This window comes from Psychrobacter sp. PSi21 (genome assembly GCF_054960615.1).
The window spans coordinates 109,697-125,349 of the sequence record NZ_JBHNYR010000001.1 but is presented as its reverse complement, the minus strand read 5'-3'; the positions used below and the strand labels follow the sequence as shown (position 1 = coordinate 125,349).

Genomic DNA, 15,653 nt, shown 5'->3' with positions numbered 1-15,653 from the left:
TCATGACTGCTATTCAGTTTATATTGATTGTCATTCTCGCATTAGTTATCTTGGTAGGGCTGTTTATCTTGATTCGCAGCTTTAAGCGCCGTCAAGATACCGATGTACCAGTGGTCAATTATGACAAAAATGGCATCCCGATTATTCCGCGTCATGAGCGCAACATCGTCGATCAAAAAGACTTTGATGACACCGTCGCAGGTGAGACCACCATCGCACCCAATCGCAAATATCTCAATGCGGTGGTCGAAACCAAACCGCTACTCAAAGCCCAAAAGACCACCCAGCCATCTGAGGACAGTACCGCCCAGCCCAGCAGTCATAGCGACTCTGCCACACAGCAACCGCAAGGTACATCAGGCGATGACGACGACGCTTTCTCAAGCCTCATGTCTGCTACTGATAACATTATGCCCGCGGTCGACATCGCTGAAGAGCCAAGCTTTACTGATAATAGCCCGATCTTAGATCAGCATTTGATCGAGTCGGAGGATGAGGCACAAAACGGCCCCTTGATCCACGCTAAAGACAACATCAATATCACCATCTTGCCCAACCAGTACCGCGACCGCCCAGCGTCTATGGTACGAGGCCGTGACCTGCTGGCGTTGATTGACAAATACGGTTTGCGCTTTGGCGCGATGAATATGTTTCACCGTTACGAAAACAAAGACGGCACAGGCATGCTGTGGTTTAGCATGATGGGCATCACCGATAACGGTATCGCTCCCTTTGATCCGCACAGCGTCGCCACCAACACGTATAATGGCGTGGTGGTGTTCTTATCCTTGCCGCATCCGCACGCGCTGATGAGTTTTGATGGTATGATGAGCATCGCGTACATGATGGCCAATGACTTAAATGCCATGCTCCTTGATGAAAACAACGAACCAATCACCCCAGAATACAAGCAGCAGCTGCGTAACCAAGTCCGTGATTATCAGGGTTAGGTCGTCAGAGTTAGTTAGTCAAGATCAAGCGGTCAAGGTTAAACCGCTAAGACCCATGATGTATGTTTTACCATTCGTTCAGCTGCCGCGTTACCTTTAAAAAAGTACATGTCGCGTCAACCTTTGTCGTGATATGTGTGCGCCTCATCAAAATACCCCACAAAATTTGTTATGATATCGGCATCTTGAACCATAAAGCCGCCGACTATGACTGACTCTATTTTATCTTCTAAAGACACCGCTCAAACCGACGCTACCATCATCACCCAAATGCGTACCTTGATTGACACGCTAAAGACGCATAATTATGCCTATTATGTGCTCGACAATCCTATTTTAGAAGACAGCGAATACGATCAGCTGCGTCAGTCATTGATGGCACTAGAAGACCAGCATCCAGCGTTGGTACAGCTTGATAGTCCCATCAATAGCGTGGGCGATCAGCCACTATCGGCCTTTACCCAAGTCACCCATGACGTGCCAATGTTGTCCTTGGGCAACGTCTTTGAAATGGGCGATCTGCAAACCTTTATGCGCCGCGTTAACGACCGCCTAAGTGACGCGCAGCAAAACCCTGAATACGAGATGGAGCTAAAGCTTGACGGTCTGGCGGTCTCGCTAAAATACGAACAGGGTAAGTTCGTGCAAGCGGTTACGCGCGGTGATGGGCAGACAGGGGAGGACATCACCCAAAATGCCAAAACCATCCGCAACCTGCCGCAGTGGCTGCCCGAAGCGGCGGATATTGCACTATTAGAAGTGCGCGGTGAAGTGTTGATGCCCAAAGCAGGCTTTGAACGCTTGAACCGTATTGCCCGTGAAAAGGATGAAAAAGTCTTTGCCAACCCGCGTAATGCCGCTGCAGGCAGTCTGCGCCAGCTTGATCCCGCCATAGCCGCCAGTCGTCCGCTGGCCTTTTATGCCTATTCGATCAATCAAGGAATGCCTGATACCATCGACTCCCAATCAGGAGCGCTGGCGTGGCTCAAAAACATTGGCTTTACTGTCAGCGCTGTAGAAGTGGTCGCCAATCCACGCGCTGCACAGACCTATTATGAATCCGTGATAGAGGGACGTGGCGATCTGCCATTTGAGATTGATGGTATGGTCATCAAGGTCAACAGTCTGGCCTTGCAGCAGCAGCTCGGCTTTTTATCCCGCGAGCCGCGTTGGGCGACCGCCTATAAATTCCCTGCCGAAACCGTCATGACCCGTCTCAACGATATCGAATGGCAAGTCGGACGAACAGGGCAAATCACCCCAGTCGGTAAGCTCGAACCCGTCAAAGTCGGCGGCGTCACCGTCAGCAATGTCACCTTGCATAACTTTGGCGAGATACAGCGTTTGGATGTGCGCGCAGGTGATGTGGTCAGTGTGCACCGCGCAGGCGATGTGATACCCAAAGTCACCCGCGTCTGGACAGATCAGCGCCCAGCGGATTCTGAACCTGTTGCATTACCATCAACTTGTCCTGTCTGCGACTCGCCTGTCGTCCTACCAGAAGACGAAGCATTGGCGCGCTGCACAGGCGGTCTGTTTTGCCCCGCGCAGCAGACTGAGGCACTGATTCACTTCGTCTCGCGCCGTGCCATGGATATCGATGGGCTTGGCGAGCGCTGGCTCATTAGCTTCTTTGAGCATGGTCTGGTCAAAACCGTCGCTGACATCTATCAGTTGCATAACCATGCAGAGGAGATGATCACCTTTGAAAAACTGGGGGAAAAATCGGTCCAAAACATTATCAGCGCCATTGAGGCAAGCAAACACACCACGCTGGCACGCTTTATCTACGCGCTCGGTATTCGTGGCGTTGGCGAGGGGACAGCGCAGAACTATGCCCAGCAGTTTGGTGACTTAGATAGTCTGATGGCAGCTGATATTGAAACTTTAGTTAAAACCCCAGATGTCGGCGAAATCACCGCTGAGCTGACCTATGAGTTTTTCCACGCGCCGCACAATATCGAAGTCATCACAGCACTACGAGAAGCAGGTGTGCATTGGGATAAAGTCGAGCAAATCGCATCAGAAGGGCTGCCACTCGATGGGCAAACGTGGGTCATCACAGGCACGCTCAGCCAGATGGCACGCGATGAAGCCAAAGCCAAACTGCAAGCGCTGGGCGCAAAGGTCTCAGGCAGCATCTCTGCAAAAACCACGGCGCTACTGGCAGGCGAAAAAGCAGGCTCTAAGCTAACCAAAGCGGAAAAGTTGGGTGTAAAAGTAGTGAGTGAAGATGAGTTTTTGGCGATGGTTGGGGAGTAGGGTTTTAAGAAAACATCTTGGTTGTAATATAGAAATATAAGTTTTAAATGAGTTTCTTTTGAGGTAGTTATAGATTTTGATAGTCATAACTACCTTTTTTAAGTCTACTACCTAAACTCTTCTGGAGTGTAGATGGGCTGTACATCGCCTGTCCTTTGAATTAAACGAACTTTTATGCTACCTGAAATAATAGGAAATTTTTCGATATCCACAGCTTTTATATGTTCATTCTCAGTGACATTTTCAGATATATAGTTTATATATTCTTGACTGGAAAAACATATTCTAACTATGTCTTTATTTAAAATATCACTCAAAACTTCAGTATCATCTGAACTTTTGATATGAATCAACCTGTTTCTTATTTCGAATAGCTCCATCAAGCTTGACCAGAATTTCGTTTGCTTAATTTCTGGCAGTTTGTATATGTCATTAACAACTAGATTTATTTTTTCCTTCCAAGAGATATATCTTTCAATTTGTTCTTTATTATAAATTTCCTTTTTTCTTGTGGTGGTTTTTTCCCAAATAAAATCTTTTGGTATAGATAAGTTTATGAAAGTCTCTAAAGCGGTAAAGCTGAATATAATAGACTTTTGAGCTTGCTCGATAAATTCGTATACTTCTAAAGTGTGACCTATAATTTTCTCACCAAGATCTCTATCTTCTTTTTTCTGTTCGGAAGGGATTTTTTTATTCTATCCTTAAGTTTTTTAATGTTTCTTATTGAGTCGTTAGCGATATTAACCTGAATAGCAACCATACTGGGTGTTAAGAATTGTATTTTTGAATCTCTAATATTTACTTCTTCTACATCTCTTGAAAGGAATTTGTAGTTATCTATATCGCTAGGAACCAATATTTTAGGAGGTAGAAATCTCATGTCTAATAATTCTAACGAATCTTCTTTGAATTCAGATATAAGAGCTATTTTTTCATTATTGATTTCCATATGAATTCCTATTTTAATAAATAAAGTCAGTAAAAAATACTAGGGTTATTGTTCTTGCACAATTAAAATTCGCTAAAATATTATCGAAGCTAATTTTGATTGTCTGCTTATAAATAGTTAAGCCAAATTATATTTTTTTAATTGTACCAAACAAATAAGCATAAGCCTCATCCACAACCGCCAGCATCTCTGCCGTTTTCATCTTGATCACTTTTACTGACCAGTAATGCTCGTCGAAATATTTGGGTCGTTTAGGTGACTGATCGGCATTAAAAAACCTTTCATACTCTTTTAAATCTTCAGGATAATCGTCTAAATTTTTAGGGTTGCGATGTATGTGAATAATGACCAGTTTGGTTTCGTCTTTATAGTTGATGATAAACGGATACCACCCTTTGTCCCCATATTCATGTGGCTCTATGTCCCAAAGATAATCTACAAAATTTTCACAATCAAAAAAGTCATCATCGTATAGGCTCTCTTCGTATTCTTCGATTTTGTCTGGTGTGTACAGCGTTGGTTGCAGACCTAACCTTATACGCTCTTCCACTTTCCACTCAGAGAAATATTTTTTTGCCAAGGCAATCATCAACGCTTTATCGCTTAGATGAAATAATTCAGGTGACTGAGTCTTAAAAATATCTCTGTCAGTAAGCGGCGCTATGAACATGCTTTTCATGTTATAAGCCAGATGTGGTGGAATCATCTGTATATCGACACATAGATTAAGACTATAAAAGTCTGCTGTTAGATGCTCAATGACAATAGCAAAATTGCTATATTTACCATCACATGTGATTCCTGGATTTCCAAATATCATGTTTACCCTTTTTTCGATAAATAGACAAAATCGTATCTGACTATAAGAAATAGCGTGTCATATGTTCTTAAATCATGGGTCTAAATGAGTCTATTATCAGTTATGGAAACGGTGTGCAAAATAATAATGAACATATAGTGAGTTTATATTACATTGTTGCTTGTTTTAACTAATTATTTAAGGAGTCACGTGATTTTTGCCAAAATCAAAGACCTACTCATGTCTCTAGCCAGCATCATCGTCTTAATCATGGCGGGTTCGATTGTATATATGGCTTGCGTTTTCGCTTATTATCCTAAGAAGATGCAAGAGTTTTGTGATTCTGTGGCAGTGGGTAGCTCGGTGACTGATATTACGGATCAAGCTGAGGCTAAAAACTTTCGTGTCAGTGATATAAATAAAGATGGAAAACTGTTTATTTATGACACCAAGACAATGGCTAAGTCGACATGCTTTATCGACTATACCGAAGCTGGCCGCGTAGTTGCCGCCTCCTATAGGGGCGATGAGTAGGCACACAGCAACACGCCATCCCTACAAAACACACGCTACCACTTATCATTAAACCTAACAAAGTTAACAAGACTGATTCAGATCGCCCTTACCGACGCTTATAAGATAATAGTCACAGTTATAAGAAAACCTATGATTAAGCAGCGAATAAGCAAAACGTAAGGAGCGCGTCATGGCAGACAATAATAACAACCAGTCTCAGTCCGACACCATAGACAATAGCCACAGCCAGCAAGTGCAGCACCTCATCGACACCTTACAAGGCGAGCATATCGGCAAAGCAGGCGGTCAGTCTGCCATTATCTTTCGGATGGTGATGCCAGACCACCTATGCCCGTTTGGCCTCAAGTCAATCGACGCGCTCAAGCACGCAGGCTACGACATCATTGATCGCCATATCACCACCCAAGATGAGAATACATTGGTCAAAGACACGCTTGGGGTCAAGACCACGCCGCAGACTTTCATTGATGGTAAGCGCGTGGGTGGTAATGACGATCTGCAAGTATTTTTGGGCAATCATGAACCCGAGACAGGCGACGACACCACTTACGCGCCCATTATTGCGATATTTTCTGTCACCGCGCTGATGACGTTGGCGTTATGCTGGGCATTTGCCGTCAGCGTCTTATCGATGCAAGCGCTTATGTGGTTTGTCGCGCTCTCCATGTGTGTATTGGCGATTAAAAAGCTTGAGGATTTAGAAGGGTTTAGCACAGGGTTTTTGGGGTATGATTTACTGGCGCGCCGCGTGGTACGCTACGCCTATGTTTATCCGTTTTTAGAAGCCTTTGCAGGTATTGCCATGCTGGCGGATCAGCCTTGGCTCAATCCGATTGCAGGTCTGATCGCCTTTGTCATTGGCTTAATTGGCGGAGTATCAGTTATTAAAGCCGTTTATATTGATAAGCGTGAGCTAAAATGTGCCTGCGTGGGCGGCGATAGCAATGTGCCACTGGGCGCGATTTCATTAACCGAAAACGTCATGATGTTTGGTATGGGCAGCTACATGCTGATTCGGGCGTTGATATCATAACGCTTATGCGATGGTCGATGCTACGATAAGGTGGCGCTATCGCTCAGCCTCCATCAAACCAACACTGCTATAAAACCGCTTACGTAACAGTCAGTTTTTTCTTGCTTACTGCGGCATGTCGCCGTGCGCTTCTATCTCATTATCCATGTCCACTTTTTTGCCATCAGGTTGTATGACGATAGGCAATACCAAGCCTTTAGCGAAGTCATCGGCCAGCACATAGTCATAGCGATCGGCTGCCATATCGGAGCTGGTGTGGATGATTAACGCGACGTTGTCGCCATCGCTCAGCTCATGTGAGACGTAGCGGCCGCTTAACTGGTCGAGGACTTTTGACAGCGCTTCGTTACTCGCCATACCGATGGTGAGGTTGTGCTGGGCGGTCTTGGCATCGACATTGAAATAATCGGCATAGGCGCTGACCGATTGGCTATCAAGGGCAAATGGATACTCATAGTCTGCGAGCGGCGCGGCTTTTTCTCCGCTTTTGATTTGCGACCAGTCGATACGGTTTGTTTGGTCACTTGCGGCTTCTGTCTGCGCGGTGTCTGCGCTATCTGTGGCAATTGTGTCGGCGTTGTCCGTCTTTTGGGTCGCTTGCTCACTTTGCTGTACGTCGCTGCTGGTTGCCTCTTGGTTATTACAGCCAGTCAGCGCGCATAGTAGGGTAGCGCTCATGATGAATAGGGGGAGGCGCTGTACCATGGAGAGATCCTTTTATAAGTGCTCATGAGACGCGGCGGTCGGTATATGTCGGCGCGAACAGATGGCGATGATTGGCAATAGATAGCAAATGATAGATGACTGCCGCTATTTTGCCAGTTTTTGCGCCGCTTCTCCACTCGGTCGCACAGCTAACGGGGATCTGATGGCACATGCTACTCGATTAATGCGTGTGGTTAAAGCACTGCCCTGTTTTGAGCACAAAAAAAACAGCCATCATTTGATGACTGCATGATCAGGTGCGGCGACTGCGTTTGACAGCGGCTAACTTACAGCTGTTCACAGGTCACGTGATAGTCTTTGCCGTTGCGCCATTTTAGCGCCAACAGTCCCGCGCCTTGCTTCATGTGCCACGCATAGACGATATCGGGGTTGGTGTCATTCATATAGCTGGCGGTTGCGCCATTGACGCCGCCATTTAGGATGATGGGCTGCTGCTGCCAGTTGATGCTGGGCAAAGTGACATTGATCATCACTTGTTTTTTGTCGATAGACTGCTTGGCAGTGATTTGGCTGTTGTCGGTGCAGCTGTAGCGGTTTGACGCCATGCGATCATAGGCAGCGAGTGGAATTTCGGTGGCGCTATTGGCGCTGGCATTGGTGACGCTATTGTCTGCACTGTTTGGCATCGTTGCCGCGCAGGCACTCAATAGGGCGAGTGGTGGTAAGGCAGCAGCAATTTTTAGTAATGGGGTCATGGGTATCTCCAAGCATGGTGGCTGTGTCACGGCACAAATTTAGGCCAAGTATCAGCCGATTTTACGAACTGCGGATGCAGCAGCGCCCATGGTAGCGATAACCCTCATACGATTATGTTAGGAATTGTTCATAACCTCTTTATGGTATGACAAAATTGCTGCTTAATGTAATCACATCGTCCTGATGGTCAGCACATTGATGGTCAGCTTAAAACACAATGCATGAGTTATGAAAACGATCGACGCAGGCGTTTTTTGCTTGCTGTGATGGTGTCTCCAAAGACATCAAAAAAGCGCCGCATCATTGGTGATACGGCGCTTTTTTGTGCGTTATTGATTTTGCCAATCAGGCGGTATTACTTGGTTTTGCGTGGTGGTAAGCCAGTATGTTGGGTTTGGAAATTGCCTTTACTCACCTTTTTATGCGGCCGCTTGGGGTTTTTGCTGCCATTCTTGCTGGTTGCTTGACCCGCTGCGTTTTTCGGATTGTGGCGTTTGACTGAGTCATTGCCAAGGCGACTGTTCTTTTTGCGCGCCGACTGATAGCTGTCCTGCGCCGCATCACGCCCTTCTAGGTGCGCGTTGAAAGGTGGTATCAAGCAGCCGCGATTTTTACCAATCAGGTCACTGCGTCCCATGCGTTTGAGGGCATCACGCAGCATGACCCAGTTTTTTGGGTCATGATAACGGAGGAATGCTTTGTGCAGTTTGCGCTGCTTGCCAGATTTGACGATATCCACATCGCCTTCGGCGCGGCTGACTTTGTGCAACGGATCTTTATGAGTATGGTACATGGTGGTGGCAGTGGCCATCGGGCTTGGGTAAAACGCCTGTACTTGGTCGGCGCGGTAGTCATTGCGCTTGAGCCATAGGGCGAGGTTCATCATGTCTTCGTCGGTCGTGCCAGGGTGGGCAGCGATAAAGTAAGGGATCAGGTATTGCTCTTTGCCTGCTTCAAAGCTGAACTGCTCAAACATGGCTTTAAACGCATCATAGCTGCCCATGCCTGGCTTCATCATTTTTGACAGCACGTTTTCTTCTGAGTGCTCAGGGGCGATTTTTAGGTAGCCGCCGACATGATGCGTGACCAATTCTTTGACGTATTCAGGGTCTTTGACCGCAAGATCATAGCGTAGGCCTGAGGCGATCAGGATTTTTTTCACGCCTTTGATGTCACGTGCTTTGCGGTACAGCTGGGTTAAGTTGCTGTGGTCGGTCAAGAGGTTTTCGCACACGTCAGGATAGACGCATGAGGGTTTGCGGCAGTTTTTCTCGATCGTTTCGTCTTTACAGCTCAAACGGTACATGTTGGCAGTGGGGCCACCAAGGTCTGAGATGACGCCCGTAAAGCTGGGCGCAGTATCGCGAATGGCTTCGACTTCACGCAAGATCGATTCTTCTGAGCGGTTTTGAATGATGCGGCCTTCGTGCTCGGTGATGGAGCAAAAGGTACAGCCGCCAAAACAGCCACGCATGATATTGACCGAAAACTTAATCATATCAAAAGCAGGAATGCGCGCATTACCATAGCTTGGGTGCGGTAGGCGCTGATAAGGCAAGTCAAAGACGTAGTCCATCTCCGCCATTGATAATGGAATCGGTGGCGGGTTGAGCCACACGTCGATCGCGGTATGTGAGTTGCCACCGCCGCTGCCGTGACGCTGTACCAGTGCGCGCGCGTTGCCAGGGTTGGTTTCCATATGCAGGATGCGGCTGGCGTGGGCGTAGAGTACGGAGTCAGATTTGACCGCTTCGTAGTCAGGTAGGCGAATGACGGTCTTGTCGCGCGGTGGCAATTTAAGTTTGTGTTTGCGAGCGGTCATTGGCTTGTTGGTTGTGGGATTGGTCATGCCGCGCAGTTGTACCACTTGGGTGTCGGTATCGACATCACGCTCATTGATGATTTTATTGGTCACAGGCTCTGCGACAAAGCCTTTGTACTGTGCTTCCATCGATGACATGGCTTGACCAACAGGGGAGTCGCTGGTTTTTTCTTGCTCAATTTTGCAGCTGTCGACGTCTTCGGTCATCACGTAAGGGTTGATGATGGGATCGACGCGGCCAACGGTATCGACGTCGTTACTGGCGACTTCGGTCATGTCCGCTTGCCAGTGTTTACGCGAGGGGGATAGCAAATAGGCAGTACCGCGCAGCTTGCTCATTTGCTCAAAGCTATAGCCTTTTGACAACCCATGTACCACATCGACGATGGCGCGCTCGGCATTGCCGTATAGTAAGACATCGGCGCGCGCGTCCAGCAAGATACTGCGGCGCACCTTGTCTGACCAGTAGTCATAATGTGCGATGCGGCGCAAGCTGCCTTCGATGCCGCCTAGGATAATCGGCACATCAGGATAGGCTTCGCGGCAGCGCTGGCTGTAGACGATGGCGGCGCGGTCAGGGCGCTTGTCCGCGACATTGCCGGGTGAGTAAGCGTCATCACTGCGGATTTTGCGATCGGCGGTGTAGCGGTTGATCATACTGTCCATATTGCCTGCAGTCACGCCATACGCATAGACGGGCTTGCCCAGTTCCATAAAGGCGTCTTTGCTCTTCCAGTCAGGCTGGGCAATGATACCCACGCGAAAGCCTTGCGACTCTAGCAAGCGGCCGATGATGGCCATACCAAAACTTGGATGATCGACATAAGCATCGCCTGAGATGATGATGACATCGCAAGCATCCCAGCCCAAGTCATCCATCTCTTTGCGACTCATGGGCAGATAAGGCGCAGGCTCATAGCAGCTCGCCCAATGTTTGTCGTAATCATAAAGCGGCTTGGTGCCTTGTTTAAAGGCGGTGCGGGCGATGGTATCAGCTGACATGGGCAAACCTATAGACTAAGAAGGAGACAATTTAAAAACCGCTCATCTTAACATGAATGCCCCTCAGGTAGCGATAAGTTATTGATAGCGTAAGATAATCTATCAACAATTAAGGTGTAAGAAAAAGACTCAGAGAAGCGTCTATGAACAATGGATAGCAAAGGCTACTTTAAAAGTGCTCTTTTTCTTTAACTCGCATTCAATTCAGGTAGAACACTGATACTGAGAACTTAATTAGTAGTAAATAGAGATTTTTCAGGTGTAAACATATAATCATCGGTCATATCTCCTTGCACTATTTCACCGGTACCTCTTGCCCCTGACATGTTCGAATGCCAAAAGTAAACGCTACCGTTTTTCATAATTGCAGCTGATACGTAACGACTATAATATAGTTGCTGTGGATTAACTTTTTTCTTGATTAGACGGGGTTTTCTAAACTGTGTGGTATCAGACTCGTACTCGCTTTTTGTTTCAGTCGTATTCTTGTAGGTTCCCCATACATATAAGTTACCATTTTCAGTGACGGCTTGATTCTCACCAATATTAATAACCTTGTGTAGCAGCTCATGTTTCACTGGTAATAAAGCCTCATCGACCAAACCATTAGATACGTTTCCTTCAGTGAACTCATTATTAAGGTCAATATAGAGACCTTTTAAGGTTGTGTCTCTCATCGTTAAGTTTTTCTGCTTACCCCATATCCAAACACTTCCATCCTCTAGCAATGCCATAGGTGTTCTAACTGAAGCAACAAAGTCCACGACTTTTTTTGGCAATATGACTTTATTAGCGATATGAAAGTCGTTATTGGGGTTCTTCAGAGCATTTGTTATTCTACCTAACCTATATGTTGAGACACCAGTAGAGTATAACTCACCCTTTTTATTAAGTGCTAATAGCAGCTTACCACTTATTTCTATACGAATAATATCCGTTAAGTTAGGTACTTTGATGGGTGTCTTTAGAATCTCTTGAGTTAAATCACCATTGACCCAACCAGAAGTGTTATTGCCTATAATATACACACCACCCTGTTGCGTTAGAAACACTAAGTTGTCATCGTCAATGGCAATATCCATGACATTATTTATTCCCTTAATCTGGCGCAAATCTTTAATAATATATGAATCATCATCAGGATCTACTATGACGTCAGTACTTCCTACTCGCCCCCATGCCCATACTGTGCCATCTGCTTTAAGCAGTGCGAAAACACCTAAACCTCCTGTGACAACTGCAACAGCATCATCAATCCCTTCGATCTTATAAGGTATGGTATCGTCTATTCGACTCTTCTTGTTTTCATCACTCCTAAGATAACCTTCATTGAAGCCCCAAGTCCATAAGGTCCCATCATCTTTGATAGCAGCTACAGAGGAAATATCTATGGCAATTTGTTTGGAGTCATCAACTATTTTAAGTGTAGGATTCAGTGGTTCATCGACAACATCTATAATTTCAAATTTCCTTTTTGAAATCGTATCAATGTACTCATAGCCTTTAAAAATTATCGGTGATAACACTAGAATAAGTAAAAAAATAGAAGTTAATATGTATTTCAATTTGAAAAGTGACACAACAGAATCCAATTGATGAGCAAGTATTAGGTAAGATGTGCTTAGTAATATTGATGAGTTAAAAATATTAAGGAAGGTATTACTATAGCGGTATTGTCCAGATCACAATGTGAGTCATAAAAGACTAAGACATAAGTTATTGATAGCGTGAGATAATATGATGATCAGCTCACGCTTTTACGCCATTTTTGTTCAGTCCAATTGACCAAGGATTTGTAGTGGTAAGGTCGCCACGTCAAAGGCGAGGGCAAAGGGCAGCAAAATTAGCTTGTCCGCAGTGCTCTTGCCGCGTTTTCTGGTTTCTTCTTTATTGGTATAGAATGAGACAGTGTATGGCTTACTTAGCGGGCGATAATTGGAGCGAATCACTTGCAGATTACTGACAGCAGGATAAATTGCGCCGCGTACAGGCACATTAAAACAAAAGCGTTGGGCATTGATACGCGTATCGCTGGATGAGGTGCAGTCTTCGCCATTATTTTGTAAAAAGTATTGATAATCACTTTTGTTAAACTCGTCTTTGAGCTTGGCATAAGAAAAACTCATGACCCCTTCAAAATGTCCATTATTGTTGGGCACTTCAAATTCCATAGCATTTTTGACCCGTATGTTTTTGGGGTCAAGGTTGCTCAATATGCTAATCATCTCATTGCCACCTTGGGTCAACACGTAGCTGTTTCTTTCACCGACGATGACCATCGACGCATTGGGTGTTCTCGGTAGTGCTTCGGCAGGTTTGCCAAAGGCCACAATTTGGTCAGTAGAGAGCACCTTTTTCTGTGTTGAAGTATAAGAAGATTTTTCGTCTAGTACGCTACTGGTAGCGCAGCCTGTACTGACCAGCATGACCGCAAGTGCCCCTGTGGTTAATAGGGCTTTTGTAGTCAAGGTGGTAGGTAATTTATACATAGTGGTATCCATCAAATAAGTAAAAAATATCAGTGATATCAAGTAGTGTGCATCAAAAATAGTAGAGCAAACTTCCGTCTGTATATTACCTTGTTTTACGGATGATATGCCATCAAAACCGTGACCATTACCCAACTTGCCATGGGGGATTATCATAGTAAGGCTGCCGCAGCCAACCCTATTGGCATACGTTTTGCTCCAGCACTATAGCGGTCGATTGCGGTGGTTTGCCACCGAGTATCGCACCATTATGGGTATTTGATAATTCAATCATTGTTTGGAGTAAATGGAATGAAACAAACTTTTTTTGGGCGTGAGCATCGTCATGTCCGTTCACCATCCATGCGGCCTATGCGCCTGCATACATGGGTGGCAACGCCTAGGAGTAGCGGTCAAAAGATACTATTTGCCAGCGGCTTATGGGCAGCGAGTATGCTGCCAGCACAGGCGGCAGGAGCCGCTACGCTAACGGTGGCCCAGTTACTAGAATATCAAAATATTGCATGGATTATTTGGGCTGGGGTGTTGGTATTTTTTATGCAAGCAGGTTTTGCACTGTTAGAGAGCGGCTCAGTGCGTGCCAAGAACGCGGTCAATGTGATGATGAAAAACTACACCGACATGTGTATCGGTGGCCTGAGTTTTTATGTGCTGGGCTTTGGCCTGCTGATGGGCAGTAATGACACGGGGTTTTTTGGTAGCGATCACTTTATACCGACCAATTTGTCCAACCTCGAATGGGCGATTTTGTTCTTTCAGATGATGTTTGCGGCGACTGCAGTGACCATTGCCAGTGGCGCTATGGCTGAGCGGGTATCCTTTGTGGGCTATGCCATTGCGGCCTGTATGATTTGCTTGTTTATTTATCCGGTGTTTGCCAGCTGGGCATGGGGCGGCTATTTTGGTGGCACAGGCTGGCTCGCTGAGCGCGGCTTTATTGATTTCGCTGGTTCAACAGTGGTGCACTCAGTCGGCGGCTGGTTGGCGCTGGCGGGTATTCTTGTGATTGGGCCACGCTTGGGCCGTTTTGCGCCAGATGGTACACCAAGGCTGATTGCAGGACATAACATGACCTTGTTGGCACTGGGCGGCTTTATTTTGTGGTTTGGGTGGTTTGGCTTTAATGCAGGCTCGACGTTGTCGATCACTGGCAATATTGGGCTGATTGCGGTTAATACCTTTGTGGCTGCGATCAGTGCGGTGGTTTGTTATATGGTCATCTCCGTGGGTATGAAAAAAGCCGTTTTACTGAGTGATAGCATCAATGCCAGTTTGATCGGTCTGGTATCCATAACCGCAGGCTGCGCCACCACCACGCCTTTTTTTGCTATTATCATTGGTATTGTGGCCTCTGGTGTTTATATCGTAGCAAAACAAGCACTGCTCAAACTAAAGATTGATGATGTGGTTTCAGCAGTTGCTGTGCACGGGTTTGGCGGTGTTTGGGGTACTTTAGCGGCAGGACTTTTTTATTCAGAAGATTTGTTTAACCTATCACGGCTTGGTGTGCAAGCCCTAGGCGTAGGCGTAGCGCTCGTGTGGGGACTGGGCCTTGGCCTAGCGATGTATAAGCTAATTGATGTAAGCTTAGGATTAAAAGCCAGCCGCTTGCACGAGCAGCGCGGCCTTGATTACACCGAACATGCAGAGCTTGGCTATCCTGAGTTTCAAAAGCAGATATTTGATGCCAAAGGACTAACAGAACGTCATCTATAGGAGAGTACTGATGAATGATAGTGTACAGTCAGTAGACAAGACGGTATCTTCAATGGCAGCTGTACTTGCAGACTACTTAAACCATCAAGAGATCGTACGGCTGACAGCGTCGTGGCGACAGCACTCTGAGGTGTCAGTCAAAATGATACAAGCGTGCGTCTTGGATGCCACCACACAATACCCCAGACTTAGAAAGCATAGGTCTGATATTCGTAAGGCTTTTTGGCGCACGGCGCTGCAAATGAATAAGCCGATATCCGATGAAGATGCCAATCCACCATCTGCAGCAGATGCGCCCAGCTCAGACAGTGTTTTGGTTGATGCGTTTTATGAGGTTATGCTGGGCTTGAAAGCCCAACTGCGACCAGCAGAGCGTCAGCAGGTATTTGCCATGCTGCACCATATGGTGGCAAAAGAGCGCACCTTTAAGGGGCAAAACATAAATATCATGGCTTTTTTAGCAGATCATTTGCCCTTGGTGCCTGATGATGTTGATTTATTGAACAATTTGGTTCAGTTGGCTTATGTGTGTTTGTGTGATGTCGAAGGGCCTGTTGAAGCCGACCGTATTTTTTATCAAGTATCAGAAGATGCCAAAGCGCAGCATTCCAGTGCCACTGTTGAATGTTTATTTTAAATTTCAATTATCGTAATGACGCGCCATCATTA

Annotated in this window: 14 protein-coding genes; 6 read left to right on the top strand and 8 right to left on the bottom strand. The window is 46.1% G+C overall.

Annotated features, from left to right (window positions below; genetic code table 11):
• The first annotated feature begins 2 nt into the window (after positions 1-2).
• Both ACFI32_RS00570 and ligA read left to right on the top strand, forming a co-directional pair.
• Positions 3-950, top strand: coding sequence for a cell division protein ZipA (locus ACFI32_RS00570; protein WP_462624541.1), 948 nt, complete (start codon positions 3-5; stop codon positions 948-950).
• A 207-nt stretch (positions 951-1,157) separates the two neighbouring features.
• Positions 1,158-3,212 carry an NAD-dependent DNA ligase LigA gene (ligA, locus tag ACFI32_RS00565; RefSeq protein WP_462624540.1) on the top strand — a complete coding sequence of 685 codons (2,055 nt, stop codon included), beginning with the start codon at positions 1,158-1,160 and terminating at the stop codon, positions 3,210-3,212.
• Between the two features lie 107 nt (positions 3,213-3,319).
• Here the strand turns inward: ligA and ACFI32_RS00560 are convergent, their stop codons facing one another.
• The 3 genes from ACFI32_RS00560 to ACFI32_RS00550 form a co-directional block, all read right to left on the bottom strand.
• Positions 3,320-3,592 (bottom strand): hypothetical protein, encoded by a 273-nt coding sequence (locus ACFI32_RS00560; RefSeq protein ID WP_462624539.1) that lies wholly within the window; start codon positions 3,590-3,592, stop codon positions 3,320-3,322.
• A gap of 257 nt (positions 3,593-3,849) precedes the next feature.
• Positions 3,850-4,164, bottom strand: coding sequence for a hypothetical protein (locus tag ACFI32_RS00555; RefSeq protein WP_462624538.1), 315 nt, complete (start codon positions 4,162-4,164; stop codon positions 3,850-3,852).
• Between the two features lie 127 nt (positions 4,165-4,291).
• Entirely contained in the window at positions 4,292-4,984 is a 693-nt protein-coding gene (locus tag ACFI32_RS00550) for a hypothetical protein (protein ID WP_462624537.1), read from the bottom strand.
• A 189-nt stretch (positions 4,985-5,173) separates the two neighbouring features.
• On the opposite strand from ACFI32_RS00550, the gene ACFI32_RS00545 reads away from it, so the two are divergent.
• Both ACFI32_RS00545 and ACFI32_RS00540 read left to right on the top strand, forming a co-directional pair.
• Positions 5,174-5,497, top strand: a complete 324-nt coding sequence (locus ACFI32_RS00545) for a hypothetical protein (RefSeq protein WP_462624536.1) — start codon at positions 5,174-5,176, stop codon at positions 5,495-5,497.
• Between the two features lie 172 nt (positions 5,498-5,669).
• Complete coding sequence (locus tag ACFI32_RS00540; protein WP_462624535.1) at positions 5,670-6,533, top strand: MauE/DoxX family redox-associated membrane protein; 864 nt, start codon at positions 5,670-5,672, stop codon at positions 6,531-6,533.
• 105 nt (positions 6,534-6,638) lie between these two features.
• Here ACFI32_RS00540 and ACFI32_RS00535 read toward each other — a convergent pair whose 3' ends face one another.
• The 5 genes from ACFI32_RS00535 to ACFI32_RS00515 form a co-directional block, all read right to left on the bottom strand.
• On the bottom strand, positions 6,639-7,238 hold the full coding sequence (locus tag ACFI32_RS00535) for a hypothetical protein (RefSeq protein ID WP_462624534.1): 600 nt from the start codon (positions 7,236-7,238) through the stop codon (positions 6,639-6,641).
• Between the two features lie 287 nt (positions 7,239-7,525).
• Complete coding sequence (locus ACFI32_RS00530; RefSeq protein ID WP_462624533.1) at positions 7,526-7,954, bottom strand: hypothetical protein; 429 nt, start codon at positions 7,952-7,954, stop codon at positions 7,526-7,528.
• Positions 7,955-8,310: 356 nt separating this feature from the next.
• Positions 8,311-10,779, bottom strand: coding sequence for a YgiQ family radical SAM protein (locus ACFI32_RS00525; RefSeq protein WP_462624532.1), 2,469 nt, complete (start codon positions 10,777-10,779; stop codon positions 8,311-8,313).
• Between the two features lie 230 nt (positions 10,780-11,009).
• Entirely contained in the window at positions 11,010-12,359 is a 1,350-nt protein-coding gene (locus tag ACFI32_RS00520) for an RCC1 domain-containing protein (RefSeq protein WP_462624531.1), read from the bottom strand.
• A 192-nt stretch (positions 12,360-12,551) separates the two neighbouring features.
• Complete coding sequence (locus tag ACFI32_RS00515; RefSeq protein ID WP_462624530.1) at positions 12,552-13,268, bottom strand: YidX family protein; 717 nt, start codon at positions 13,266-13,268, stop codon at positions 12,552-12,554.
• A 432-nt stretch (positions 13,269-13,700) separates the two neighbouring features.
• Between ACFI32_RS00515 and ACFI32_RS00510 the strand changes: the two genes are divergently transcribed.
• Positions 13,701-14,984, top strand: coding sequence for an ammonium transporter (locus ACFI32_RS00510; protein WP_462624822.1), 1,284 nt, complete (start codon positions 13,701-13,703; stop codon positions 14,982-14,984).
• Positions 14,985-14,994: 10 nt separating this feature from the next.
• A complete protein-coding gene (locus ACFI32_RS00505; RefSeq protein ID WP_462624529.1) occupies positions 14,995-15,621 on the top strand; it encodes a hypothetical protein in 627 nt (208 codons plus the stop codon).
• The last annotated feature ends 32 nt before the right edge of the window (positions 15,622-15,653 follow it).